Below are 21,701 nucleotides of genomic sequence, written 5' to 3' on the forward strand. Positions count from 1 at the left end.
TCCTACCAGTTCCTGAATCGGCGGGGAGGCTGGTACAGCCCGCCCGAGGCCTGGGCCAGATCGCGCATGCTGCGCGCGGCCAGCAGATTGCGCGTGGCCTGGCGCGGGTCGATGCCCAGGTCCTGCGCACGGCGGATCACCCCGCGGTCGCGCAGGTTCTCCACCATGCGACGGTCGCGCGCCAGGCCCACGGCCGTGTAGCCGGCCACGCCGCGGATGGCCTGCTCGCGCTCTTCGTCGCTGCGGCACAGCAGCAGGTTGGCAATGCCTTCCTCCGTCAGGATGTGGGTCACGTCCTCGCCGTAGATCATGATGGGCGGCAGGTCCATGCCGGCCTGCTCCTGCAGCGTCCAGGCGTCGAGCCGCTCCACGAAGGCGGGCTGCATGTGCTCGCGGAAGGTCTCCACCATCTGCACCACCAGCTTTTGCCCGCGCGGCGTGCCTGCCGCACCGCTGCGGCCCGCCCGCGCCTCGCGCCCGGCCTTGAGCCAGGCGGCGCTGGCATGGCGCCGGCCGCGCGCGTCCGCGCCCATGTTGGGGGCGCCGCCGAAGCCGGCAATGCGCCCCAGCGTCGCGGTGGAGCTGTTGCCGTCCAGGTCGATCTGCAGCGTCGAGCCGATGAACAGGTCGCAGGCATAGTGGCCGGCCGCCTGGCAGAAGGCGCGGTTGCTGCGCAGGCTGCCATCGGCGCCGGTGAAGAACACGTCCGAGCGCGCCCGGATGTAGTCCTCCATGCCCAGCTCGGAGCCGAACGAATGGATGGACTCCACCCAGCCGGCCTCGATGGCCGGTATCAGCGCCGGATGCGGGTTCAGCGCCCAGTGCCGCGCAATGCGGCCCTTCAGCCCCAGCGATTCGCCATAGGTCGGCAGCAGCAGCTCGATGGCCGCCGTGTCGAAGCCGATGCCATGGTTCAGGCGCTGGACCTCGTACTCGGCGTAGATGCCCTTGATGGCCATCATGGCCATCAGCACCTGGATTTCGCTGATCTGGGCCGGGTCGCGCGTGAACAGCGGCTCGATGACGTTGGGCCTGGGCGCCTGCACGACGAAATGCACCCAGTCCGAGGGAATGTCCACGCGCGGCAGCGCCGTGGTGGTGCCATCCACCATCTCGTTGACCTGGGCGATGACGATGCCGCCCGAAAAGGCCGTGGCCTCGACGATGGCCGGCGTGTCCTCGGTGTTGGGGCCGGTGTACAGGTTGCCCTGGGCATCGGCCGCGTGGGCCGCCACCAGGGCCACCTTGGGCGTCAGGTCCACGAAGTAGCGCGCGAACAGCTCCAGGTAGGTGTGGATGGCCCCGATCTCCAGCTGCCGGGCCGAGACCAGTTTGGCCAGCCGCGCCCCTTGCGGGCCGGAGAAGCTGAAGTCCAGCCGCCGCGCGATGCCGTTTTCAAACACATCCAGGTGCTCCGGCAGCGCCAGCACCGACTGCACCATGTGCAGGTCGTGCACCTGCTGCGGATCGAGCTGGACCAGGGCGCGGGCCAGGAAGTCGGCCTGCTTCTGGTTGTTGCCTTCGAGGCAGACGCGGTCGCCGGGCGCCAGCACCGCGTGCAGCAGCTCGGTGATGGCGCCGGCATCGACGCGCTTGCCGGCCAGGCGCGGCCCGAGGGCGGCCTGGGCGCGCGCCAGCCTGGCGGCGCGCTCCCCGGCTTTGAGGTTCCAGGAGGGGTCAGTCATGGGATATCAGGGGTTGGCGTGACATGGAGGGGGCAGGGGGCGGGCGTTCCGTCGAAGTGCCTGGCTAGAGGACCACGAACAGCAGCCACACGAGCAGCGGCGCCACCAGGGTGACAAGGCCGCCGTAGACCATCAGCTGGCGGAAGAAGCGGTCGCGGTCCACGCCCTTGGCATTGGCCAGGACGAGGGCGCCGTTGGTCGAGAAGGGGCTGACATCCACGATGGTCGAGGACACGGCCATGGCCGCGATGAAGCCGACGGCGCTCACATCGGAGCCACCCTGCAGGAAGGGCACGGCCAGCGGAATCAGCGAGCCCAGCACCGCCGTCGAGGAGGCGAAGGCCGACACCACGGCGCCCACGAAGCACAGCAGCAAGGCCGCCACCAGGGGCGAGGTCAGCTGCGCCACGCTGTGGCCGACGAAGTCGATGGTGCCCATCTTGTCCATCACGCCCACATAGGTGCTGACACCCACGATGAGCATGATCTCGGGCCAGGACACCTGGCCCAGCGCGCGTTTTTGCAGGTTGGGCGCCATCAGCGTCAGCACCAGGCCGATGGTGATGGAGACAAAGCCGATGTCCTGCTTGAAGAACAGGGTGAGGACCGCGAGCGCCAGCAGGCCGACCACGGTGGCCACCTGGTAGCTGCGCGATTGCGGGGCGGCGTCCTGTTCAGGGGCGGCGCGCATCAGCGAGTCGCTGGAGCGTGCAGCCGTGTTGCGCTCCTCGGACAGGGCCTCGCCTTCGGCGTCGCCATACACCTGGGCGCCGCCCTGGGCATGCGAGACGCGCGGCGTGGCGGGCACGCTGCCATCGGCATCGGCCTTCATGCGCATCAGCCGGGCGCCGCCCATCAGGAAGAACAGCAGCACGGCCACGGCCAGGTTGACCCCCATGCTGGCCAGCATGGTGGCCATCTCGTTGAGCGGCAGGCCCGCCTTGGCCACGATCTTGTTGGTGATGCCGCCGTAGATGCTGATGGGCGAGAAGCCGCCGCCCTGCGCGCCATGGATCACCAGCAGACCCATCATCAGCGGATTGATGCCGTACTTGGCGGCAAAGCCCAGGGCAATGGGCGCGATGATGGCCACGGCCGCAGGGCTGACGGCGCCCACCGCCGTCAGCAGGGCCGCAATGAAGAACATGATCCACGGTATGGCGGCAATGCGCCCGCGCACGGCGCGCACCGCCATGCGGACCAGCCAGTCGATGGTTCCGTTGTTCTGCGCCAGCGCGAACAGGTAGGTGATGCCCGCCAGCGTCAGAAACAGGTCGGCGGGAAAGCCGCCAATGATGGCCTTGGTCCCCATGCCGGCCACCAGGGTGCCGACCAGGAAGGCCCCGACAAAGGCCAGCAGGCCCATGTTGATGGGCAGTGCCGTCGCCAGGACGAACATGCCTATCAACGCGCCAATCGATATCCAATGGGAATTCATGCGATGTCTCCGGTTTTTTATGCGCCTGCAATACGTGTGCATGCTGGTATGCACGGTACGCGGCGGCCCGGAGCGCATCAATAAAGCGCGAGCGCCAACAATTACGCAGAGAGAAACAATGAAGGGTTAACCCGGCGAAGCGGGGCTGTCGCCCCCGGCATGCCGCCGGGTCAGCCGAGCTGCCCGTCCGCGAGGCGGCACACGCTGAGCAGGGCCAGCAGGTTGGGGTCGCGTTCGCGGGAGCGCAAAAAGGTCAGCACGATGGTCTGGCGCATCAGATACCTGGCCTGCAGCGGTATCAGCTGCACCTTCTGCGGCATCACGCCGCGCACCCGCCCGGGCAGCAGCGTGTAGCCGACGCCGCCGCTGACCAGGTTCATCAGCGAGAAGATGTCATCCGTCTTCATCACCACGTTGGGCGTGAAGCCGGCCACCCGGAAGGACTCGATGAAGCCGCCATAGGTCGCAAAGCCTTCGCCCAGGCTCACGAAGTTCTCGCGCGCCATGGCGCCCAGATCGACCTCGGCCAGATGCGCATAGGGCGATCCCACGGGCGCGGCAAAGAAAATGTCGTCCTCGAACAGCAGCTGCGTCTGCATGTCGGCGGCGTTGTCCGGCATGGCCATCAGCGCCGCGTCCAGCGTTCCGTTGCGCAGCCGCTCCAGCAGGCCGGCGTTCGAGCCCAGCACCAGTTCGGTCTGCAGATCGGGGCGGCGCAGCTTCAGCGCCATCACCAGCGCCGGCACGGTTCGGTTGGTCAGGGAGTACAGCGAGCCGATGCGGATGCGGTCCGCCGAGTAGCCTGCCACCTCGCGCGTGGCGCGTATGCCCTCGGACATGGTGGCCAGCACTTCCCTGGCGACATCGGCCAGGGTCTGCGCTGCCTCGGTGGGCTTGAGGTTGCGCCCCTCGTGCCGGAACAGGGCGCAGCGCATGCCGGCCTCCAGCGCGTGCAGTGCGCGGTGCACGCTGACCGAACTGGTCTCCAGCCGTTCCGCCGTCTTGGCGAGATTGCCTGTCTCCAGGAAGGCGAGCAGCACCTCGAGTCTGCGGAAGGTTATTTCGTCATCGATTCTCAGGCTCATGGCAACGTCACGCTCTCATCGTGGGGGACGGGCGGATTGTGGCGTTGATCGCGTTGCGTGCACAGACTCCGGTCTGTGCGGGGGCCGGGGCCCCGGGCGGCTCACGATGCGGATTGGCTGCGCTGGATGCTGCGGATGTCGAAGGCGCCGCCGGTCTGGGCCTGATCGCTGGTGGTGACGGCCTGCTTGCCGAGCAGGGGGAAGACCAGCTCGGCAAAGCGGATGGATTCCTCCAGGTGCGGGTAGCCCGAGAGCACGAAGCTGTCCGCGCCCAGCGCGGCGTACTCGCGCAGGCGCTCGGCCACGGTGGCCGCGTCGCCGACCAGGGCCGTGCCCGCGCCGCCGCGCACCAGGCCCACGCCGGCCCAGAGGTTGGGCGCCACCTCCAGCCGGTCGCGCCGCCCGCCGTGCAGCGCGGCCATGCGCGACTGGCCCACGGAGTCCATGCGCGCATAGCCGGCCTGGGCGCGGGCGATGTCCTCGTCGGTGAGCTTGCTGATCAGGCGCTCGGCATCGGCCCAGGCCTCCTCGTTGGTCTCGCGCACGATGACGTGCAGCCGCACGCCCAGGCGGACCTGGCGGCCCTGCTGCGCGGCGCGGCGGCGGATGTCGGCGAACTTTTCGGCCACGGCGGCGGGGGGCTCGCCCCAGGTGAGGTAGGCGTCCACCTGGCGCGCGGCCAGGTCGTGGGCGGCGTCCGAGGAGCCGCCGAAGTACAGCGGCGGATGCGGCTTTTGCACCGGGGGAAAGAAGTTGCGGCCCTGCTTGACCTTGAAGTATTTGCCGTCGAAGTCCACGGCCTCGCCGGCCAGCAGGCGGCGCCAGATGGTGAGGAACTCATCGGCGTAGGCATAGCGTTCGTCGTGGGCCAGGAAGATGCCGTCGGCCTCCAGTTCGGTGGCATCGCCCCCGGGCACCACGTTGAGCAGCAGGCGCCCGCCCAGGGCCTGGTCCAGCGTGGCGGCCTGGCGAGCGCTGGACACGGGCGCGCCCAGCGAGGTGCGCAGGGCCACCAGCAGCTTGATGCGCTGCGTGACGGGCACCAGGCTGGAGGCGACCACCCAGGGGTCCAGGCAGGAGCTGCCGGTGGGGATCAGCAGGCCGTCGTAGCCCAGCTCCTCGGCCGTGACGGCGATCTGGCGCATGTAGGCGTTGGTGGGTGCGCGGCCGAAGTCGGAGGTGCCGAGGTAGCGCGTGTCGCCCGAGGTGGGCAGGAACCAGAAGATGTCTGGCGATGCGTGGGTGTCTTGGCTCATGGGATCTCCGGGGACGATGGAAAAGACGGTGGCGCGGCCTCGCCCGGCACCTGGCCCAGGCGCTGCAGCCGCGCGCGCACCACGCTGCGGCTGATGCCCAGCTGGCGCGCGGTCTGCACCTGGTTGCCGCGGTTGCGCTGCCAGGCCTTGAGCAGCAGGGCGCTCAGCACGTGCTGCTCCAGGCCTTCGGCATGCACGTCGCACAGGCTGTCCAGCGCTTCGCCCAGGGCCAGTTCGGCGGCGGCGGCCTGGGCGCCGTGTTCGGCCTCGCGTGTGGGGACGGGATCGGGCTCGCCCTGGCTGCTGGCGATGTGCAGGTCGCCCGCGCCGATGTGCATGCCCTGGGTCAGCAGCAGGCTGCGGTGGATGACGTTCTCCAGCTCGCGGCTGTTGCCGGGCCAGTCGTGCTCCAGCAGCTTGCGCTGCGCGTCCTGGCTGAGTGCCATGGGCGCGTAGCGCATGCGCTGGCAGTAGCTCGCGATGAAGTGGCGCGCCAGCGGCAGGATGTCGGCCGGGCGCTGGCGCAGCGGCAGCACGGTGAGGGTGACGACATCGAGCAGGTAGTACAGGTCTTCGCGAAAGCGCCGCGCTGCCACCTTGGTGTGCAGCGGCGCGCTGCTGGCCGCGAGCACGCGCACGTTGGCCGGCGTGCGCTGGCTGGCGCCGATGCGGGTGACCGCCTTGTCCTGCAGCACGCGCACCAGCTTGCTCTGGATGTGCAGGGGCAGGTCGTCGATCTCGTCCAGCAGCAGGGTGCCGCCGTGGGCGTCCTCGAAGCGGCCGGGCAGGTTGCCGAAGGCACCCGTCAGCGCACCGCTTTCGTGGCCGAAGAGCTCGGCGTTGATCAGGGCCTCGGACAGCGCGCCGCAGTTGACGGCGACAAAGGGGCCGTGGCGGCGCGGGCTCAGGCGGTGGATGTGGCGGGCCACCATTTCCTTGTCGGCGCCGCTGTCGCCCAGGATGAGGACGCCGGCCTCGCTGGCGGCCACCTGTCCCATGGTCTTGAGCAGGGCCTGCGAGGCCGGGTCTTGCAGTATCCACGGCGCGGGCGCGGCGCCGTCATCGTGCGCGGCAGAGGCTGCGGGCGCATGCACCGTTGCAGGTACGGGCGCAGGTGTTGCCGAGGGCTTGCCGGGCGGCCAGGTGGGCAGACGGGTGTTCATGGCGCGGCGTCACGAGTAGAAGCTGGGCTGCGGATGGGTTCCGTTGAGCACCCAGTCGCCCAGCTCCTGCAGCTTGTAGTGCAGCGGGTCGTGCAGCGTCTGCGTGCGCAGGTTGCGCCAGAAGCGGTCAAAGCGCAGCGCCGCGTGCGTGGCGCGCGCGCCCGTGGCCTCGAAGATGCGGCTGGACAGGTCCAGCCCCGAGCGCGTGGTGGCAATCTTGGCGGCCGTCACGGCCACGGCGACTTCGCCGCGCTCGTGGACGGTCAGCGCCGGGCCCCGGCGCCAGGCGGCGTCAAAGCGCTGCGCGGCCTGCAGGGTCAGCAGGCGCGCGCCTTCCAGCGCGGCCCACAGCTCGCCATACAGCGCCTGGATGTGGGGGTCTGCGCTGGCTGCATCGGCAGGGGACTTGAACCAGGGCCGCGCCTCGTTCAGCGTGTAGCCGCGCGCCTGCTCCAGCGCACCCTGGGCAATGCCCAGGAACAGATGGGCCAGGATGAGCTGGGCCAGCAGCGGGCGCAGCGCGGCATGCGGCGTAGACAGCGGGCCGGGGTCCAGCAGCAGCTCGGCCGCCTCCACGCGCACGCGCTCGAACAGGGCCGAGCCGCTGTCGGTCTGGCGCTGGCCCATGTTGTCCCAGTCGCGCAGCAAGGTGATGCCCGTGCGCTCCGTGGGCACCACGCCGATCAGCAGCTGGCCGCTGTCGGCATCGATGGCCGAGGCCACCAGCATCTGCGAGTCCAGCGCGCCCGAGGTGAAGCTTTTCTTGCCCGAAAACTCCCAGTGGCCGGGCTGGCGCGTGGCCGTGGTGCGGCGGTCCAGAGGGTTCAGCGTATTGCCCCAGAACCAGCGGTGGCGCGCCGTCTGCAGCAGCCAGGGCCGCCACTGGGCGGGCTGGCCGAACAGCTGCACGGTGGCCAGGTGCAGGTGCTGGAAGCCGTAGACATGGGCCAGCGAGCCGTCTGCCGTGGCCAGAATGCGCACCGTCTCCAGCGTCTGCACCCAGTCCGCGCCCAGGCCGCCCAGCTCGCGCGGAATGCTCAGTGCCAGCAGGCCGCTGGCGCGCAGCGCATCGCGCTCGGCCTTGGGCGTGCCACCTGCGGCATCGCGCCGGGCCGCCGTGGCGGCAAGGCGCTGCGCCAGATCCTGCGCAGTGGCTATCGGGTCCGCAGGGACGGCCTGTGCCTGGCTCACGCGGGCTGCCCGGCCAGGGCCAGGTCGGCGGCTTCGGGAACGGGCCGCTGTGCCTCGGCTTCGGCCTGGGCCTGGGCCTGCACCAGCTGCTGCAGCGCACCGCGCAGCACCGGGGCCGACAGCTGCACGGTCAGCTCGATGCGCTGGCGCAGCGATTCGCTGTGCACCTGGCCGTCCTGGATGTCCTCGGGCGTGGAGTACACGCCAATGGGCAGGGTGAGTGCCGAGAAAAAGCCGAACAGCGGGCGCAGCTGGTGGTCCAGGATGAGGGCGTGGCGCGGGCTGCCGCCGGTGGCGGCCAGCAGCACGGGCGTGCCCTGCAGCGCGTCCAGGTCGATGAGGTCGAACAGGTGCTTGAGCAGGCCAGGCAGGCTGGCGCGGAAGACCGGCGCGCCGACGATGAGGAAGTCGGCCTGCTCGATGGCCTCGATGGCCTGCAGCGTGGCCGGCGGCAGGTCGTTCTTGGACAGGGCCGCGCCCAGATGGGGCTGCAGGTCCAGCAGGTCGATGACCTGTGCCTGCAGCGGCAGCTCCTGGCCCAGGCGGGCATGCAGGGCGTCCAGCAGGACACGGGTGCGGGAGGGGCGGCTCAGGCTGCCATTGACGATGACAGTCTTCAGCGATCGGCTCATGGAAACTCCTTGGCGTGGGTTCCAGGAGGCAGCGCGGCATGCGGTTTGCGAAGACTGCCAGCCCGGATGAGGTGGGATGGATGCCTTCATTACAGGGCCGAACGCCGGTATGGCGAAAGAAACTTAACGCATTTGCTTATCGGTTTGGGTGCCTTGGCAAGTGCTTGTTTCTGAAAGGGATTTTGTGGCGCATGGCATGTGCTAATGCGTTCTGGCGATATGCGCACGGCCGCTGCGCCCGTCCCTGCGCAGCGCGGCCGCGCAAGGGCTTTCAGCCCGCCACTCCCGCCACGCCCACGTGCCAGTAATAGATGGGGTCGGCGCCGTTGAGCAGGATGTCGCCCGCCGAGCGGGCCTTGTACAGCACGGGGTTGTGCGAGGCCAGGGTGCGCGCATTGCGCCAGTGGCGGTCCAATGCCAGGTCTTCGGACAGGGCGCTGGAGCCGCCCACCTCGAACAGCCGCGCGGCCGCCTGCAGCACGGGATCGACCACGGCCACCTGGGCCTGGGCCGTGCGCAGCTCCAGGGCATGCAGCTGCTGCAGCGGCACCTCGCGCCCGGCCTCGCGCTCGCGCGCGATGCGGCCCAGTTCGGCGGCCACGTCGGCCACGGCCAGGCCTGCGATGTAGGCCGTGCCGGCCAGTTGGCCGACGATGTGCTGCACCAGCGGATCGTCCTTGGGCAGGGTGGCGCTGCCGTGGCTGAACACGCGGCGGCGCGCCTGCACATAGGCGATGGCATCGCGCTGCAAGGCCCGGGCAATGCCGGCCAGGGTGGCCAGGTGGGCCAGCTGGAAATAGGCCACCAGGGGCGTGGGCTGGGCGCGCGGGAAGCGGATCACGGCGTCGTCGGGCACGCGCACCTGGCTGAGCACGGTGGTGCCCGAGCCGGTCAGGCGCTGGCCAAAGCCGCGCCAGTCATCGAAGCGCTGCACGCCGGCCTCCGAGGTGGGCACGACGGCGTGCACGGTCTGGTCTTCCTTGCCCGGCTCCACCGCGCGCGCCACCACGGTCACCCAGTCGGCATACAGCGTGCCCGTGCTGTAGAACTTGCGCCCGTCCAGCCGCCACCAGCCGGGCTGCGCATCGGGCACCAGGGTGGTCTGCAGCGTGCCCAGGGTGCCCGTGCCCACCTCGGTGGTGGCATTGCCGAACACGGCGCCGCGCGCGGCCAGCGGCAGCCAGCGGGCCTGGGTGGCGGCATCGCGGTCGATGAGCACGCGGTCCAGAAAGCCGAGGTGCGGGCGCAGGATCTGGGCGACGTTGGAGTCGGCCTCGGCCAGCTCGGTCCACAGCGCGAACAGCTGCTCCACGCTGGCGCCGGCTCCGCCAAGGCGGCGCGGCACGCGCAGCGCGGTGAAGCCGCTGTCACGCAGCCAGGCGATGGGTTCATGGGCCAGGCTGCGCGTGCGTTCGCGCTCGGCCGCACCCTGGGCGATGCGGTCGAACACAGGGCGAAAGCGCGCCTGCAGGGATGGCAGCGAGGGCGCGTCTGGATCGGCCGGGCCGTCTGTGGTTGGGCCGGGCGCCGCGTAGGCCGCAGGCTCGGTGGCGCAGGGGAGGGTGGTGGTCATGGCTTTGCAAATTCAAAGGCCCGCCAACCCGGCCTGCCTGCAAGGCAGGGCCGGGCCACGGGCCGGTGGGGGAGGGTGGCTAAGGACTTCAACGCCGCCAGCGCGCGGCGGCGTGGCTGGCGGGCAGGCGGTCGCCCTGGCCGAACAGGCGCTGGCGCAGCGTGGCGTCCTCGCCGTAGCTGGTGCGGTAGCGGCCCCGGTTCTGCAGCTCGGGCACGACCAGGCGGGCGAAGTCTTCCCAGGTCTCGGGCGCGACGATGCGGGTCAGGTTGAAGCCGTCGATCTCGCCCACATCGATCCAGCGCTCCAGCTCGTCGGCCACCTGGGACGGGTCGCCCACGATGGTGGCGTAGCGGCTGCCCAGCGTGAACTGCTCCAGCAGCTTGCGCCGCGTGGTCCAGCCCTGCTTCTGGGCGGCCTGGGCCGCCGACTGGATGGCGTTGGTGTTGCCGAAGGAGATGGGGTCGTCCAGCCCGTACTGCGCAAAGTCCACGCCGGTGCTGGCGGCAAAGTGGGCCAGCCCGCTTTCCGCGCTGGCGTGGGCCAGGTAGTCGGCGTATTTCTCGCGCGCCTCGGCCTCGGTACGGCCGGGCACCACGGCCACGCCGGCGTAGATCTTGATGTCCTCGGGACGCCGGCCCGCGTCCACGGCGGCCTGGCGCAGCTGGCGCGAGGCCTCGCGCGCGGCCTCGGGCGTGCGCGCGCCGATGAAGATGCCCTCGGCATGCCGGCCCGCAAAGCGCAGCCCGCGCGGCGAGGTGCCGGCCTGGAACAGCACGGGCGTGCGCTGGGGCGAGGGCGCGCTCATGTGGATGGCGTTGGCGCGGTAGAACGGCCCCTCGTGCACCACCGGGTGCACCTTGCCGGGCAGGGCGTGGATGCGCCGCACCTTGTCGGCGATCACGGCGCCCTCTTCCCAGCTGCCTTCCCAGAGCTTGTAGGAAAGCTCCAGGAAGTCGTCGGCGCGGTCGTAGCGGCTGTCGTGCTCGGCCAGGCCGTTCTGGCCCAGGCCGCGCGCGCCGCTGTCCACATAGCCGGTGACGATGTTCCAGCCGATGCGGCCATTGGTCAGCTGGTCCAGCGTGGTCACGTCGCGCGCAAAGGTATAGGGCTGGTGCGCGCCCACGGTGGCCGTGAGGCCGAAACCGATGTGCCGCGTCACCGCCGCCATGGCCGAGACCAGCAGCCAGGGGTTGTTGACGGGCAGCTGTATGCCTTCGCGCAGGGTCAGGTCCACGCCGCCCTGGTAGACGTCGTAGTAGCCGACCACGTCGGCGATGAAGATGCCGTCGAACAGGCCTTCCTCCAGCACCCTGGCGATGTGGGTCCAGTAGGCCAGCGTGCCGTACTCGGTGGAGCGGTCGCGCGGATGGGTCCACAGGCCGTGGTGTATGTGGCCCACGCAGTTCATGTTGAAGGCGTTGACGTGGATGTGGCGCTTGGCTTGCGTCATGGGGCGGGTCCTGCAGTCCGTTGCGTCAGTTCTTCAACCAGGCCAGGCGGTAGAGCTTCTGGTCGTTCAGGTAGAAGGCGTGGATGGTCTTGCGCACCACGTCGGAGTTTTTGTAGATGTCCAGGAAGCGGGCGATGCGCGGGTCTGCCGCGCGGTCGCTGCGGGCCACGAACTGGATGGCCCAGGAGTCGTCCTCGTAGCTGGTGTAGGCCAGGCCCTTGCTGGCATCGAAGGCCTTGGAGGCGATGATGAAATACGGAAAGCCCTGGGCCAGGTCCACGTCGGGCGTGGTGCGCGCCAGCTGCGGGCCCTCGATCTCCACGAACTGCAGCTTCCTGGGGTTGGAGACGATGTCCGCCTGGGTGCCCAGCAGCCCGGTGTCGGGGCGCAGCGTGATCAGGCCCGCGTGCTGAAGCAGGCGCAGGCCGCGGCCCACGTTGACGGGGTCGCTGGCAATGGCCACCTTGGCGCCCGTGGGCAGGTCGGCCAGGGATTTGTGGCGCGTGGAGTACAGGCCCAGATAGGACAGGATGCCCGCCTGCACGCTGGTGAACTTGAAGCCCTTGCTGCGCGCTGCATTGGCCAGGTAGTTGCTGTTCTGGTAGTAGTTGAGGTCGATATCGCCCGCGTCCAGCGCCACGTTGGGCGTGGCCCAGTCGGTGAATTCCACCACCTGCACGTCCAGGCCCTGCTTCTTGGCCTCCTTGGCGGCGGCTTCCACCGAGTCCGCGAAGATGCCCGGCACCACGCCGATCTTCAGGGGCGCGGCCAGGGCGCTGCCCGCGAGCAGGGCAGCGCCCAGGAAGGCGGCCAGCCGGGGCCAGAGGTTGGGGGAGGTCGTTGTCATCATTGCATTCCTGTGTCGTTGATAAAGGTCAGAGCGCGCCATGGCGCGGCGGGCGTATGCCGTTGAGCACGTAGTTGCCCACGGCGTGGTATTTCCAGCGCACGGGGTCGTGCAGGGTGTGGGTGCGCGCGTTGCGCCAGAAGCGGTCCAGGCCCTGTCCCGCCAGGGTGGAGGCCGTGCCCGCCAGCTCGAACAGCTTGCTGCTGGCCAGCAGGCTGGCGCTGGTGCTCAGCGCCTTGGCCTGGGCCACGGCCACCGAGGCGGCGGCCACGCTGTCTTCCGTGGGCGCGCGCTGGGCGGCGTCCACGGCCAGGGCCGCGCGGGCCACCAGGGCATCGGCGGCGCGCAGGCGCACGTGGACATTGCCCAGTTGCTGCAGCAGCAGCGGGTCCTGCGTGGCGCTGGCCACGCCCGCGTCCACCCAGGGCCGGGCATGCTCGCGGATGAAGGGCAGGGCGGCCTGCAGCGCGCCGTGGCCAATGCCCGCGTCCAGGGCGGCATGGATGATCTGGGCGAAGGGGCCGATGGTGGTGGGCCGCTCGAAGGAACTGGTGAAGGGCACCACCCATTCGGGCTCCACGCGCACGCGGTCGAACTGCACGGAGCCGCTGCCCGTCACGCGCTGGCCGAAGCCGTCCCAGTCGTCGGTGACGGTGACGCCGGCCGCATCGCGCGGGATGAAGACCAGATACATGCGTTCGCCTTGCCCCGGCGCCTCTTCCTGCGCGCTGACCAGGGTGGGAATCCAGTGCGCGAACAGGGCGCCCGTGCAATAGAACTTGCGCCCCTGCACGAACCAGCCGCCGCTGTCGCGCAGCAGCCGGGTGCGGCGCTGGAAGTCGCGGTGGCCGATCTCGGCCAGCGCATTGCCCAGGCGTTCGCCGCGCAGCACACGGTCATAGAAGAAGGCCTTTTGCGCGGGCGATCCGCCCACGCGCAGCACTTCCAGCGAGTAGTAGTGGTTCTGCGGAATGTGGCCGAAGTTGCCATCGGCCGCCGCAATCAGGGCAATGGCCCGCGTCAGCGTGGCCGTGGACACGCCCGCGCCGCCGTACTCCCGGGGAATGGTGATGCCCCACAGGCCGCTCTGGCTGAACTGCTCCACCTCCTGCCAGGGCAGCAGGCGGTCGCGGTCGCGCGCCAGCGCGCCGGGGGCGATGAGGGCGGCAAAGCGGCGGGCCGCTTCCAGGGCCTCGGCCTCGCTGCCGATGATGTGGGCGGGCCGGGCCGGAGGCGCTGCGGGAGCGGGCTGGCTGCCCGGTGTGGAGGCCAGGGCCTGCAGCTCTTGGGTCGATGTCTGTGTCATGGCGGTCAGTTCCACTGGTGGCGGCGCGGCAGGGCGCCGTTGAGCAGGTAGTTGCCCAGCAGGTGGTATTTCCAGCGCACGGGGTCGTGCAGCGTGTGCACGCGGGCGTTGCGCCAGTGGCGGTCCAGGCGGTGGGCAGCGCGGCTGGCCGAGGAGCCGGCCAGCGCGAACAGGTGCTCGCCGGCCTGCAGCGCGGCCTCGGTGGTGAGGATCTTGGCCTCGGCCACGGCCACCGAGGCCTGGGCGCTGGCCTGCTCGTCCACCGCGCCACCAGCCGCTGCAGCAAGTGCATCCAGCGTGCGCGCGGCCTCCAGCAGCACGGCATGGGCTGCGTCCACCTCGATCTGCAGTTGGCCGACCTCGTGGATGAGGTGGGGATCGTCGCTGGCGCGCGCCACGCCGGAGTCCATCCAGGGCCGGCTCTTGTCGCGCACGAAGTCCACCGCGTCGCGCAGCGCACCCTGGGCAATGCCCGCGTCGATGGAGGCCTGGATCAGCTGCGACACCGGGCCGGACAGCGAGGGCGTGGCCTCGAACTGCCAGGCAGGCACCACGTCCTCGGGCTGTACCTGCACCTGGTCCAGCTGCACGCTGCCGCTGGCCGTGGTGCGCTGGCCGAAGGAGTCCCAGTCGTCGAACACGGTCACGCCCGGCGCATCGCGCCGCACCCAGACCTGCACGATGCGGCCTTCCTCGTCCTGGGCACGGAAGGGCACCCAGTGCGCGAAGGCCGAGCCCGTGGAGTAAAAGCGCGTGCCGCTGATGCGCAGGCCGCCTTCGGCATCGCGCGACAGGCGCGCCGTGGCCTCCAGCACATGGGCCGCGCGGCCCTTGCGTTCCGGCCCGGCATTGCCCAGGCGGTGGCCGGCCAGCACGTCGGCGAACCAGCGGCGCTTCTGGGACTCGCTGCCCATGTCCCGCAGGTTCTGCAGCACGGCGAAATGGTTCTGCGGAATCTGGCCCAGCGAAGGGTCGGCCGCGCACAGCGTGACGAAGACCTGGGCCAGCGTCTCGTACGAGGCGCCCAGGCCGCCGTAGGCGCGGGGCACGGTGATGGCGCCCAGCCCGCTGGCCGTGTGGCGCTCGATTTCCTGCCAGGGCAGGCGCCGCCCGTGGTCGCGGGCTGCTGCGTACACGCGCCATTCTTCGGCCAGGGCCTGGGCGGCCTGCAGGGCCTCGGCCTCGCTGGTGATGCGGTGCGGGGTGGAGGGCGGCAGGGGCAGGCGCCGCAGCGCCTCGCCCGGGGTGTGGTGTGTGTTGCCGGGCAAGGCTGCGCCCAGGGCATCCGGTGTGGTCATTCCGTGCCTCGTTGCTGAGTCGGTGGGGAGAGGGCCGCCAGGCGGCGGCCCCGGAGGGAAAGGCTTGGTGCCTGTTTTCAGCGTCAGCGGCTGCGCAGCCGGCGCACGTAGCGGTCGCCCAGCACCTGGACCACGGTGACCAGCGCGATCAGCACGGCAATCACCAGCAGCATCACCTGGGTGTCGAAGCGCTGGTAGCCGTAGCGGATGGCCAGGTCGCCCAGGCCGCCCGCGCCCACGGCGCCGGCCATGGCCGAGGAGCTGATCAGCGCCACCAGGGTGATGGTGAAGCCGCCCACGATGCCGGGCAGGGCCTCGGGCAGGTAGACGTGGCGCACGATGTCCCACTTGCGGCAGCCCATGGCCTGGGCGGCTTCGATGAGGCCGGGATCGACCTCGCGCAGGCTGACCTCGACGATGCGCGCAAAGAACGGCGTGGCGCTGATGGCCAGCGGCACGATGGCCGCCCACACGCCGATGGTCGTGCCCGTCACCAGCCGCGTGAACGGGATCAGCGCCACCAGCAGCACGATGAAGGGCGTGGCACGGAAGCCGTTGATCACGCTGCCCAGCGCGCGGTGCGTGCGCGGCGAGGCCAGGAAGCCGCCGGGCGCGGTGACGATGAGCAGCACCGCCAGCGGAATGCCCGCCGCCAGCGCGATGCCGCCCGAGACGCCGACCATCATCAGCGTGTCGGCCAGCGCGTTGCCATAGCGCTCAATGGGAATGGACAGATTCAGCGACATATCCGAGATCCTTGATGTCATGCGCAATGGCCGCCGGGCCCTGCGTCAATGTGTGCCAGTCATGCGCGGCCGTGCCGCCGCCCAGCGCGATCAGCAGCTGCCCCTGGGCATGGCCCTGGATGCGGTCCACGCCGCCATGCAGCAGGCGCACCCGGCCGCCCAGGGCCTGGGCGATGCGCGGGAAGTCGGGCTCCAGCCCGTCCTCGCCGCGGTAGGTCAGCTGCAGGATGCGTTCGTGGCGGCCTGCGGGCGCGTCGGGCAGCAGGCGCTGGCGCAGGTCGTCGGGCAGGCCGTGCTGCAGCGGTGCCAGCAGGGCGCGCGTGGCCGGGTGCTGCGGGTTGCCGAAGACCTTCCAGACCTCGCCCAGCTCGGCGATGCGGCCCTGCTCCAGCACCAGCACGCGGTCGGCGATCTCGCGGATCACGCTCATCTCGTGCGTGATCAGGACGATGGTGATGCCCAGCTTGCGGTTGATGGTGCGCAGCAGCTCCAGGATGGACTGCGTGGTCTCGGGGTCCAGGGCCGAGGTGGCCTCGTCGCACAGCAGGATCTCGGGGTCGGTGGCCAGGGCGCGGGCAATGCCCACGCGCTGCTTTTGCCCGCCCGACAGCCGGCTCGGATAGGTGTCTGCCTTCTCCTGCAGGCCCACCAGGGCCAGCAGCTCATTGACCCGCGCATTGATGCGTGCGCGCGGCAGGCCCGCCACCTGCAGGGGCAGGGCCACGTTGTCATGCACCGTCTTGGCCGACAGCAGGTTGAAGTGCTGGAAGATCATGCCGATGCGCCGGCGCAGCTGCACCAGCTGCGATTCGTCCAACGTGCCGATGTCCACGCCGTCGACCCGCACCTGGCCGCTGCTGGGCTGCTCCAGCCGGTTGATGGTGCGCAGCAGGCTGGACTTGCCCGCGCCGCTGCGCCCGATGATGCCGAAGACGCTGCCCGGCGCGATCTCCAGGCTGATGGCGTCCAGCGCCTGTACGGGACCGGCCGAAGACTGGTAGGTCTTGGCCACGCCGCTGAAGGCCACGGCGCCGGGTCCGCGGATGGATTCCCGCGTGGTGCCGGCCGCTGCCGATGAGCGCCTGCCCGCGTCATGGGCCGGCCTGTCCGCCTCGTGGGCCGGCCTGTCCGCCAGGGGCTGCCTGGCTGCAATGCTGGTTGACATGGCTGAAGTCCTCCCCGCGCCGCTCAGGGCTTGACCCAGGCCAGGTTGTACAGGCGCTTGTCGTTGGAGAAGGCGCGCTGGGCCTCGGCCTTCACCGCATCGGAGTTCTGGTAGATGCGGATGAACTTCTGCACCACGGGGTCCTGCGTGCGGTTGGCCTTGACCACGAACTGGATGGAAAAGCGCGCGTCCTCGATGCCCGAATATGCGAGCCCGCTGGACGGATCGAAGGCCTTGGCCGCCACGATGAAGTGCGGGTAGCCTTGGGCGAGGTCCACGTCGCCCGTGATGCGCACCAGCTGCGGCCCCTCGACCTCGACGAAGCTGAGCTTCTTGGGGTTCTCGACGATGTCGTCCAGGCTGCCCAGGTAGCCCACGCCGGGCTTGAGCTTGATCAGCCCCACCTTCTGCAGCAGCAGCAGGCCGCGCCCCTGGTTCACGGGGTCGTTGGCAATGCCCACCTTGCCGCCCTGCGGCACCTGGGCGATGGCCTTGTGCTTGAGCGAGTACAGGCCCACGTTGGCCAGGATGCCCGTGCCCGCGCTGGCCAGCTTGTAGCCGTTCTTCTGGATGGCGTTGTCCAGGAAGGGCTGGTGCTGGAAGTAGTTGATGTCCAGGTCGCCCGAGTCCACGGCCACGTTGGGCGTGGTCCAGTCGGTGAACTCCACCACCTGCACATCGATGCCCTGGGCCTTGGCCTCCTTGGCGGCCACGGCCACCGAGTCGGCGTAGGCGCCGGGCACCACGCCGATGCGCAGCTTGTCGGCAGCGTGGGCGGAGAACAGGGCCAGGGCGGCCAGCGGGGCGATCAGGGCACGGGAAAGCTTCATCGGGATCTCCGGAAAAAAAAGGGTTCGAAAAAGGCAGGAAGGGGCCGCGTCACGGCTTGCGCCACGGCAGGCTGTACAGCCTGTCGTTGGCGGCGAATGACTTGTGGATCTGCGCCTGCACGGCGCCCGAGGTCTGGTAGATGCGCACGAACTGCGCAATGCGCGGGTCCCGGGCGTTGTCCTGGCGCGAGACGAAGCGGATGGCGTAGTACAGGTCGTCAATGCCCGAATACAGCAGCGCATTGCCGGCCACCTGCGGCCGCCCGGCGTTGACGAAGTGGGCCGGGTAGCCCTGGGCCAGGTCCACATCGTCCAGCGCGCGCACCAGCTGCGGCCCTTCGATCTCGACAAAGCGCAGCCTGCGCGGGTTGGACACGATGTCGTCCAGCCCCGCGCGCGGGCCCTTGCCTTCGCGCAGCTGGATCAGGCCGGCCTTCTCCAGCAGCAGCAGGCCGCGCCCCTGGTTGACGGGGTCGTTGGCCACGCCCACGCGCGCTCCCTCCTTCAGGTCGGCAAAGCGCTGGGTCTTGAGCGAGTACAGGCCGATGTTGGGCAGCAGGCCCGTGGCCACGCTGGTGAAGGCATAGCCGCGCTCGCGGATGGCGTTGTCCAGGAAGGCCTGGTGCTGGAAGTAGTTGAGGTCGATGTCGCCGGCCGCCAGCGCCGTGTTGGGCGTGGTCCAATCGGTGAACTCGATGACCTGCACGTCCAGCCCCTGGGCGCGCGCCTCCTTGGCGGCGACCTCCACGGAGTCGGCCAGCGAGCCGGGTGTGACGCCTATCTTCAGCGCGGCGGCCGCCGCAAGGCCAGGCAGCGCCAGCGTGGCGGCGAGCGACCAGAGCAATGTGTTTCTGCGCGTGGGCAAGGCGTGGTTCCTCCAGCTCGGCCAGGCCCGGCGCCGGCGCCCACATGGCGCCTGCCGGCATGGCCTCTGAAGGCATTGCAACACCCGGCCCCGGCGCGCACCACGACGGAATTCACATTTCCTTATAGCGACTGCGAAGCGCTGCAAGGCCTTGTTTTGAAAGACTTTCCATGCCGCCTGCGCTTGAGCTTATTGCCGCAAGAGCTATGGATGGCTGCCGGTTGTGCGGCGGTGCAGCAATCGCCGTGGGCGACAGTCCACGCACGGACTGCGCCATCGCCGTGGGGGACAATGCAGCGGCGCCGCCCGCCACCGGTGCGCGGGCGGCGCCTGCAACACATGCACTACAGGATGGACAAGCAATGGAGATGAAGAACGCAAAGACGGCCGTGGTCACGGGCGGAGGAACCGGCGTGGGCAAGGCCGTGGCGCTGGCCCTGGCGGGCGCGGGCTACCAGGTGGTGGTGGCAGGCCGCCGCCAGGCGCCGCTGGATGAGACCTGCGCCGAGGCCCAGGCAAAGTACGGCGCGGGCGAGCGCATGCTGGGCATTGCCACCGATGTCAGCGATCCGGCTGCCGTGGAGCAGCTGTTCGCGCGCACGGTGCAGCGCTTCGGTCGCGTGGACCTGCTGTTCAACAACGCGGGCCGGGGCAATCCGCCCGGCTCCTTCCTGGACTGGACGCCCGAGCAGTGGCGCGAGGTGGTCGATGTCAACCTCAACGGCATGTTCTATTGCCTGCAGCAGGCGTTTCGCACCATGCGCGACCAGTCGCCGCGCGGCGGCCGCATCATCAACAACGGCTCCATCTCCGCGCATGCGCCGCGCCCCAATTCCAGCGCCTACACGGCCACCAAGCATGCCGTCATGGGCCTGACCAAGACCGCTGCGCTCGACGGCCGTGCCTACGACATCGCCGTGGGCCAGATCGATATCGGCAATGCCATGACCGAGCTGGCATCGCGCATGGCCAAGGGCGTGCCCCAGGCCAATGGCGAGATCGCGGTGGAGCCGCTGATCGACGCGGATGTGGTGGGCCAGTCCGTGCTCTACATGGCCAGCCTGCCGCTGGAGGCCAATGTGCTGTTCCACACGGTGATGGCCACCAAGATGCCCTTCGTGGGCCGGGGCTGAACCGGCAAAGGCAGGCCCTCAGGCCTGCACGCGGCGGCTCGCCGTCTCGGACGGGAGCTCGCCGAAGCGGCTGCGGTACTGGGCCGCGAAGTGGCCCAGGTGCAGGAAGCCGTATTTCTGCGCCACGTCGCGCACGCCGGAGCCGGCTGCGACGCCCGGGCCCTTGGCTGCCTGGAGTTCGGCGCGCACCCGGTCCAGCCGCAGCTGGCGCAGGAAATCCATGGGCCCCATGCCTGCGTGCTGGCGGAAGGCGGCCTGCAGCGTGCGCGCGCTGCAGCCAGCCTCGCGGCAGACATCGGCCAGCGACAGGGGCTGGTCGGCATGGGCCTGCATGTACTCCTGGGCCTTGCGCACGCCGCGCGGCAGCAGGCTGCGCCGGCTGTCCCCGGCCAGTGCGCGGCTGTGGCTGTGCGTGGCCGACATCAGCAGGCTGGTCAGCAGGTATTCCTCCGCATGCTGGGCCAGTGCCTGCGTGGCCTGCAGGGCGTTGCCCGCATCCAGCGTGTGCCGCAGGCAGTCGATGAAATGCACCAGCGGTGCCAGCGCCGGCTGGTCCAGCGGCACGCCCAGATCGAACACCAGCGGCCGGCCTGCGGGCGCCTGCAGCAGCGCCTCCAGCCGCGCCACCAGGGCCGGGCGGGCCATGCGCACGATCAGGTGCGGGCTGTCGTCGGCCCAGCGCATGGACAGCGGCTCGGTCGGCGAGGGCAGGGAGGCCAGGCGCGGCGTGGCATCCACCTGCTGCGCGCCGCAGCGGATCTCGGCACTGCCGCGCAGGGGAATCTGCAGCAGGAAGAAGTCCCGCAGGTAGCCGGGCTCGATGCGCACGCCGGGACCGTACTGCACATAGTTCAGGCTGACGTTGCGGGAAAGCGGCGCGCTGTGGTGGCAGGCGTCCAGCTCGGCGCGCGGGCGCAGCATGCCCAGGCCATGCGGACAGAAGACGCGCGCCACGCTTTCGCGGGCCTCGTCCATGTCGTGGCTCTCGAAAAGCCGGTAGCGCTGCAGCGGCAGCGGTGTGTGCATGGCGTGTTCCATAGGCTGGGCAGAACGTAGCAAAAACCACCCGCTCCCACAATTCGGACCATTCCCCGGGAGCCAATTTCTGCGCGCCAGGGACAGTGCCTGCGCTTGCCGGATGCCTGCGCGGCCCGGCCCCCCGTAACGTGTGCTGCACAGGCCAGCCCGGCCTGGCATCCACACGGGAGAACAAGCGTCATGTTCAAGGGACTCGAAGGCAAAAGCGCCATCGTCACCGGCGGCTCCACCCTGATAGGCGCCGGCGTGGTGCGTGCGCTGCACGCGGCCGGCGTGAAGGTGGTCATTGCCGACATCGATGCCGACAACGGCCAGGTGCTGGCCGATGCGCTGGGCGAGGGCGCGCTTTTCGTGCGCACCGACATCACCGACGACGCGCAGGTCGCCGCCTGCGTTCAGCAGGCATGCAGCCGGCACGGCGGCGTGCACATCCTGGTCAACCTGGCCTGCTCGTATGTAGACGAAGGCCTGCAGTCGCCGCGCGCTGACTGGCTGGCCTCGTTCAACGTGAACGTGGCCAGCGCCGTGGCCATGCTGCAGGCCGTGCACCCGCACATGGTGGCCGCCGGTGGCGGGGCCGTGGTGAATTTCACCAGCATCTCTTCGGAAGCGGCGCAGACGGGGCGCTGGCTCTACCCGGCCAGCAAGGCGGCCATGAAGCAGCTCACGCGCAGCATGGCCATGGACCTGGCGGCCGATGGCATCCGCGTCAACAGCGTCTGCCCGGGCTGGACCTGGTCGGCGGTGATGGACCGGCTCAGTGGCGGCGACCGCGCCAAGACCGACCGCGTGGCCGCGCCCTTTCACCTGCTGGGCCGCGTGGGCGATCCGCACGAGGTGGCGCAGGTGGTGCTGTTCCTGTGCTCGGACCATGCCAGCTTCGTGACGGGGGCCGACTACGCGGTGGACGGCGGCTACGGCGCCATGGGGCCCGAGCGCGCCGTGGCCGCCATTCCCCAATTGATGGACTAGTACGCAGTACGGACACGGAGCCGCA

Annotated in this window: 19 protein-coding genes; 2 read left to right on the forward strand and 17 right to left on the reverse strand. The window is 70.0% G+C overall.

Annotated features, from left to right (window positions below):
* Positions 1–2: 2 nt before the first annotated feature.
* The 16 genes from mdcA to KDK82_RS22545 form a co-directional block, all read right to left on the reverse strand.
* Positions 3–1,685, reverse strand: coding sequence for a malonate decarboxylase subunit alpha (gene mdcA / locus KDK82_RS22470; protein ID WP_088166222.1), 1,683 nt, complete (start codon positions 1,683–1,685; stop codon positions 3–5).
* Positions 1,686–1,749: 64 nt separating this feature from the next.
* Positions 1,750–3,123: an SLC13 family permease gene (locus KDK82_RS22475; protein WP_012203696.1), complete on the reverse strand. Its 1,374-nt coding sequence runs from the start codon at positions 3,121–3,123 to the stop codon at positions 1,750–1,752.
* 170 nt (positions 3,124–3,293) lie between these two features.
* A complete protein-coding gene (locus KDK82_RS22480) occupies positions 3,294–4,208 on the reverse strand; it encodes a LysR family transcriptional regulator (protein WP_012203697.1) in 915 nt (304 codons plus the stop codon).
* A gap of 101 nt (positions 4,209–4,309) precedes the next feature.
* On the reverse strand, positions 4,310–5,464 hold the full coding sequence (gene ssuD, locus KDK82_RS22485) for an FMNH2-dependent alkanesulfonate monooxygenase (protein WP_088166223.1): 1,155 nt from the start codon (positions 5,462–5,464) through the stop codon (positions 4,310–4,312).
* Positions 5,461–6,627: a sigma-54-dependent Fis family transcriptional regulator gene (locus KDK82_RS22490; RefSeq protein WP_088166224.1), complete on the reverse strand. Its 1,167-nt coding sequence runs from the start codon at positions 6,625–6,627 to the stop codon at positions 5,461–5,463. The genes ssuD and KDK82_RS22490 overlap by 4 nt, the downstream gene beginning before the upstream one ends.
* Before the next feature lie 9 nt (positions 6,628–6,636).
* Entirely contained in the window at positions 6,637–7,818 is a 1,182-nt protein-coding gene (locus KDK82_RS22495; RefSeq protein WP_088166225.1) for an acyl-CoA dehydrogenase family protein, read from the reverse strand.
* A complete protein-coding gene (gene msuE, locus KDK82_RS22500; protein ID WP_088166226.1) occupies positions 7,815–8,450 on the reverse strand; it encodes an FMN reductase in 636 nt (211 codons plus the stop codon). The genes KDK82_RS22495 and msuE overlap by 4 nt, the downstream gene beginning before the upstream one ends.
* Before the next feature lie 271 nt (positions 8,451–8,721).
* Positions 8,722–10,023: an acyl-CoA dehydrogenase family protein gene (locus KDK82_RS22505; RefSeq protein ID WP_088166227.1), complete on the reverse strand. Its 1,302-nt coding sequence runs from the start codon at positions 10,021–10,023 to the stop codon at positions 8,722–8,724.
* An 88-nt stretch (positions 10,024–10,111) separates the two neighbouring features.
* Entirely contained in the window at positions 10,112–11,476 is a 1,365-nt protein-coding gene (locus KDK82_RS22510) for an LLM class flavin-dependent oxidoreductase (protein ID WP_088166228.1), read from the reverse strand.
* 25 nt (positions 11,477–11,501) lie between these two features.
* On the reverse strand, positions 11,502–12,326 hold the full coding sequence (locus KDK82_RS22515; protein WP_088166229.1) for a MetQ/NlpA family ABC transporter substrate-binding protein: 825 nt from the start codon (positions 12,324–12,326) through the stop codon (positions 11,502–11,504).
* Positions 12,327–12,351: 25 nt separating this feature from the next.
* Complete coding sequence (locus KDK82_RS22520) at positions 12,352–13,629, reverse strand: SfnB family sulfur acquisition oxidoreductase (protein ID WP_088166364.1); 1,278 nt, start codon at positions 13,627–13,629, stop codon at positions 12,352–12,354.
* A 5-nt stretch (positions 13,630–13,634) separates the two neighbouring features.
* Complete coding sequence (locus KDK82_RS22525) at positions 13,635–14,927, reverse strand: SfnB family sulfur acquisition oxidoreductase (RefSeq protein ID WP_088166230.1); 1,293 nt, start codon at positions 14,925–14,927, stop codon at positions 13,635–13,637.
* Positions 14,928–15,010: 83 nt separating this feature from the next.
* Complete coding sequence (locus KDK82_RS22530) at positions 15,011–15,673, reverse strand: methionine ABC transporter permease (RefSeq protein ID WP_012203707.1); 663 nt, start codon at positions 15,671–15,673, stop codon at positions 15,011–15,013.
* A complete protein-coding gene (locus tag KDK82_RS22535; protein ID WP_088166231.1) occupies positions 15,645–16,838 on the reverse strand; it encodes a methionine ABC transporter ATP-binding protein in 1,194 nt (397 codons plus the stop codon). Before KDK82_RS22535 ends, KDK82_RS22530 begins: the two co-directional genes overlap by 29 nt.
* Positions 16,839–16,861: 23 nt before the next feature.
* On the reverse strand, positions 16,862–17,668 hold the full coding sequence (locus KDK82_RS22540) for a MetQ/NlpA family ABC transporter substrate-binding protein (protein WP_017404209.1): 807 nt from the start codon (positions 17,666–17,668) through the stop codon (positions 16,862–16,864).
* A 49-nt stretch (positions 17,669–17,717) separates the two neighbouring features.
* The gene (locus KDK82_RS22545; protein WP_016449091.1) at positions 17,718–18,533 is read right to left on the reverse strand and encodes a MetQ/NlpA family ABC transporter substrate-binding protein; all 816 of its coding nucleotides are present in this window, start codon (positions 18,531–18,533) and stop codon (positions 17,718–17,720) included.
* Positions 18,534–18,895: 362 nt separating this feature from the next.
* Between KDK82_RS22545 and KDK82_RS22550 the strand changes: the two genes are divergently transcribed.
* The gene (locus tag KDK82_RS22550; protein WP_013803947.1) at positions 18,896–19,666 is read left to right on the forward strand and encodes an SDR family oxidoreductase; all 771 of its coding nucleotides are present in this window, start codon (positions 18,896–18,898) and stop codon (positions 19,664–19,666) included.
* 18 nt (positions 19,667–19,684) lie between these two features.
* Here KDK82_RS22550 and KDK82_RS22555 read toward each other — a convergent pair whose 3' ends face one another.
* Complete coding sequence (locus tag KDK82_RS22555) at positions 19,685–20,692, reverse strand: AraC family transcriptional regulator (protein ID WP_088166365.1); 1,008 nt, start codon at positions 20,690–20,692, stop codon at positions 19,685–19,687.
* Between the two features lie 192 nt (positions 20,693–20,884).
* Here KDK82_RS22555 and KDK82_RS22560 point away from each other — a divergent pair, with 192 nt between their 5' ends.
* On the forward strand, positions 20,885–21,676 hold the full coding sequence (locus KDK82_RS22560) for an SDR family oxidoreductase (protein ID WP_012203717.1): 792 nt from the start codon (positions 20,885–20,887) through the stop codon (positions 21,674–21,676).
* Positions 21,677–21,701: the final 25 nt, after the last annotated feature.

The organism is Delftia sp. K82 (genome assembly GCF_002193035.1).
GTDB classification, from domain to species: domain Bacteria; phylum Pseudomonadota; class Gammaproteobacteria; order Burkholderiales; family Burkholderiaceae_C; genus Comamonas; species Comamonas acidovorans.

Excerpts from the sequence above, each read along its gene's own strand:
- KDK82_RS22550 (WP_013803947.1), top strand. The coding sequence starts at position 18,896 with ATGGAGATGAAGAACGCAAAGACGGCCGTGGTCACGGGCGGAGGAACC.
- KDK82_RS22490 (WP_088166224.1), bottom strand. The coding sequence starts at position 6,627 with ATGAACACCCGTCTGCCCACCTGGCCGCCCGGCAAGCCCTCGGCAACA.
- KDK82_RS22555 (WP_088166365.1), bottom strand. The coding sequence starts at position 20,692 with ATGCACACACCGCTGCCGCTGCAGCGCTACCGGCTTTTCGAGAGCCAC.
- KDK82_RS22505 (WP_088166227.1), bottom strand. The coding sequence starts at position 10,023 with ATGACCACCACCCTCCCCTGCGCCACCGAGCCTGCGGCCTACGCGGCG.
- KDK82_RS22520 (WP_088166364.1), bottom strand. The coding sequence starts at position 13,629 with ATGACACAGACATCGACCCAAGAGCTGCAGGCCCTGGCCTCCACACCG.
- KDK82_RS22535 (WP_088166231.1), bottom strand. The coding sequence starts at position 16,838 with ATGTCAACCAGCATTGCAGCCAGGCAGCCCCTGGCGGACAGGCCGGCC.
- mdcA (WP_088166222.1), bottom strand. The coding sequence starts at position 1,685 with ATGACTGACCCCTCCTGGAACCTCAAAGCCGGGGAGCGCGCCGCCAGG.
- KDK82_RS22475 (WP_012203696.1), bottom strand. The coding sequence starts at position 3,123 with ATGAATTCCCATTGGATATCGATTGGCGCGTTGATAGGCATGTTCGTC.
- KDK82_RS22515 (WP_088166229.1), bottom strand. The coding sequence starts at position 12,326 with ATGATGACAACGACCTCCCCCAACCTCTGGCCCCGGCTGGCCGCCTTC.
- msuE (WP_088166226.1), bottom strand. The coding sequence starts at position 8,450 with ATGAGCCGATCGCTGAAGACTGTCATCGTCAATGGCAGCCTGAGCCGC.
- ssuD (WP_088166223.1), bottom strand. The coding sequence starts at position 5,464 with ATGAGCCAAGACACCCACGCATCGCCAGACATCTTCTGGTTCCTGCCC.
- KDK82_RS22530 (WP_012203707.1), bottom strand. The coding sequence starts at position 15,673 with ATGTCGCTGAATCTGTCCATTCCCATTGAGCGCTATGGCAACGCGCTG.
- KDK82_RS22480 (WP_012203697.1), bottom strand. The coding sequence starts at position 4,208 with ATGAGCCTGAGAATCGATGACGAAATAACCTTCCGCAGACTCGAGGTG.
- KDK82_RS22540 (WP_017404209.1), bottom strand. The coding sequence starts at position 17,668 with ATGAAGCTTTCCCGTGCCCTGATCGCCCCGCTGGCCGCCCTGGCCCTG.
- KDK82_RS22510 (WP_088166228.1), bottom strand. The coding sequence starts at position 11,476 with ATGACGCAAGCCAAGCGCCACATCCACGTCAACGCCTTCAACATGAAC.
- KDK82_RS22525 (WP_088166230.1), bottom strand. The coding sequence starts at position 14,927 with ATGACCACACCGGATGCCCTGGGCGCAGCCTTGCCCGGCAACACACAC.
- KDK82_RS22560 (WP_012203717.1), top strand. The coding sequence starts at position 20,885 with ATGTTCAAGGGACTCGAAGGCAAAAGCGCCATCGTCACCGGCGGCTCC.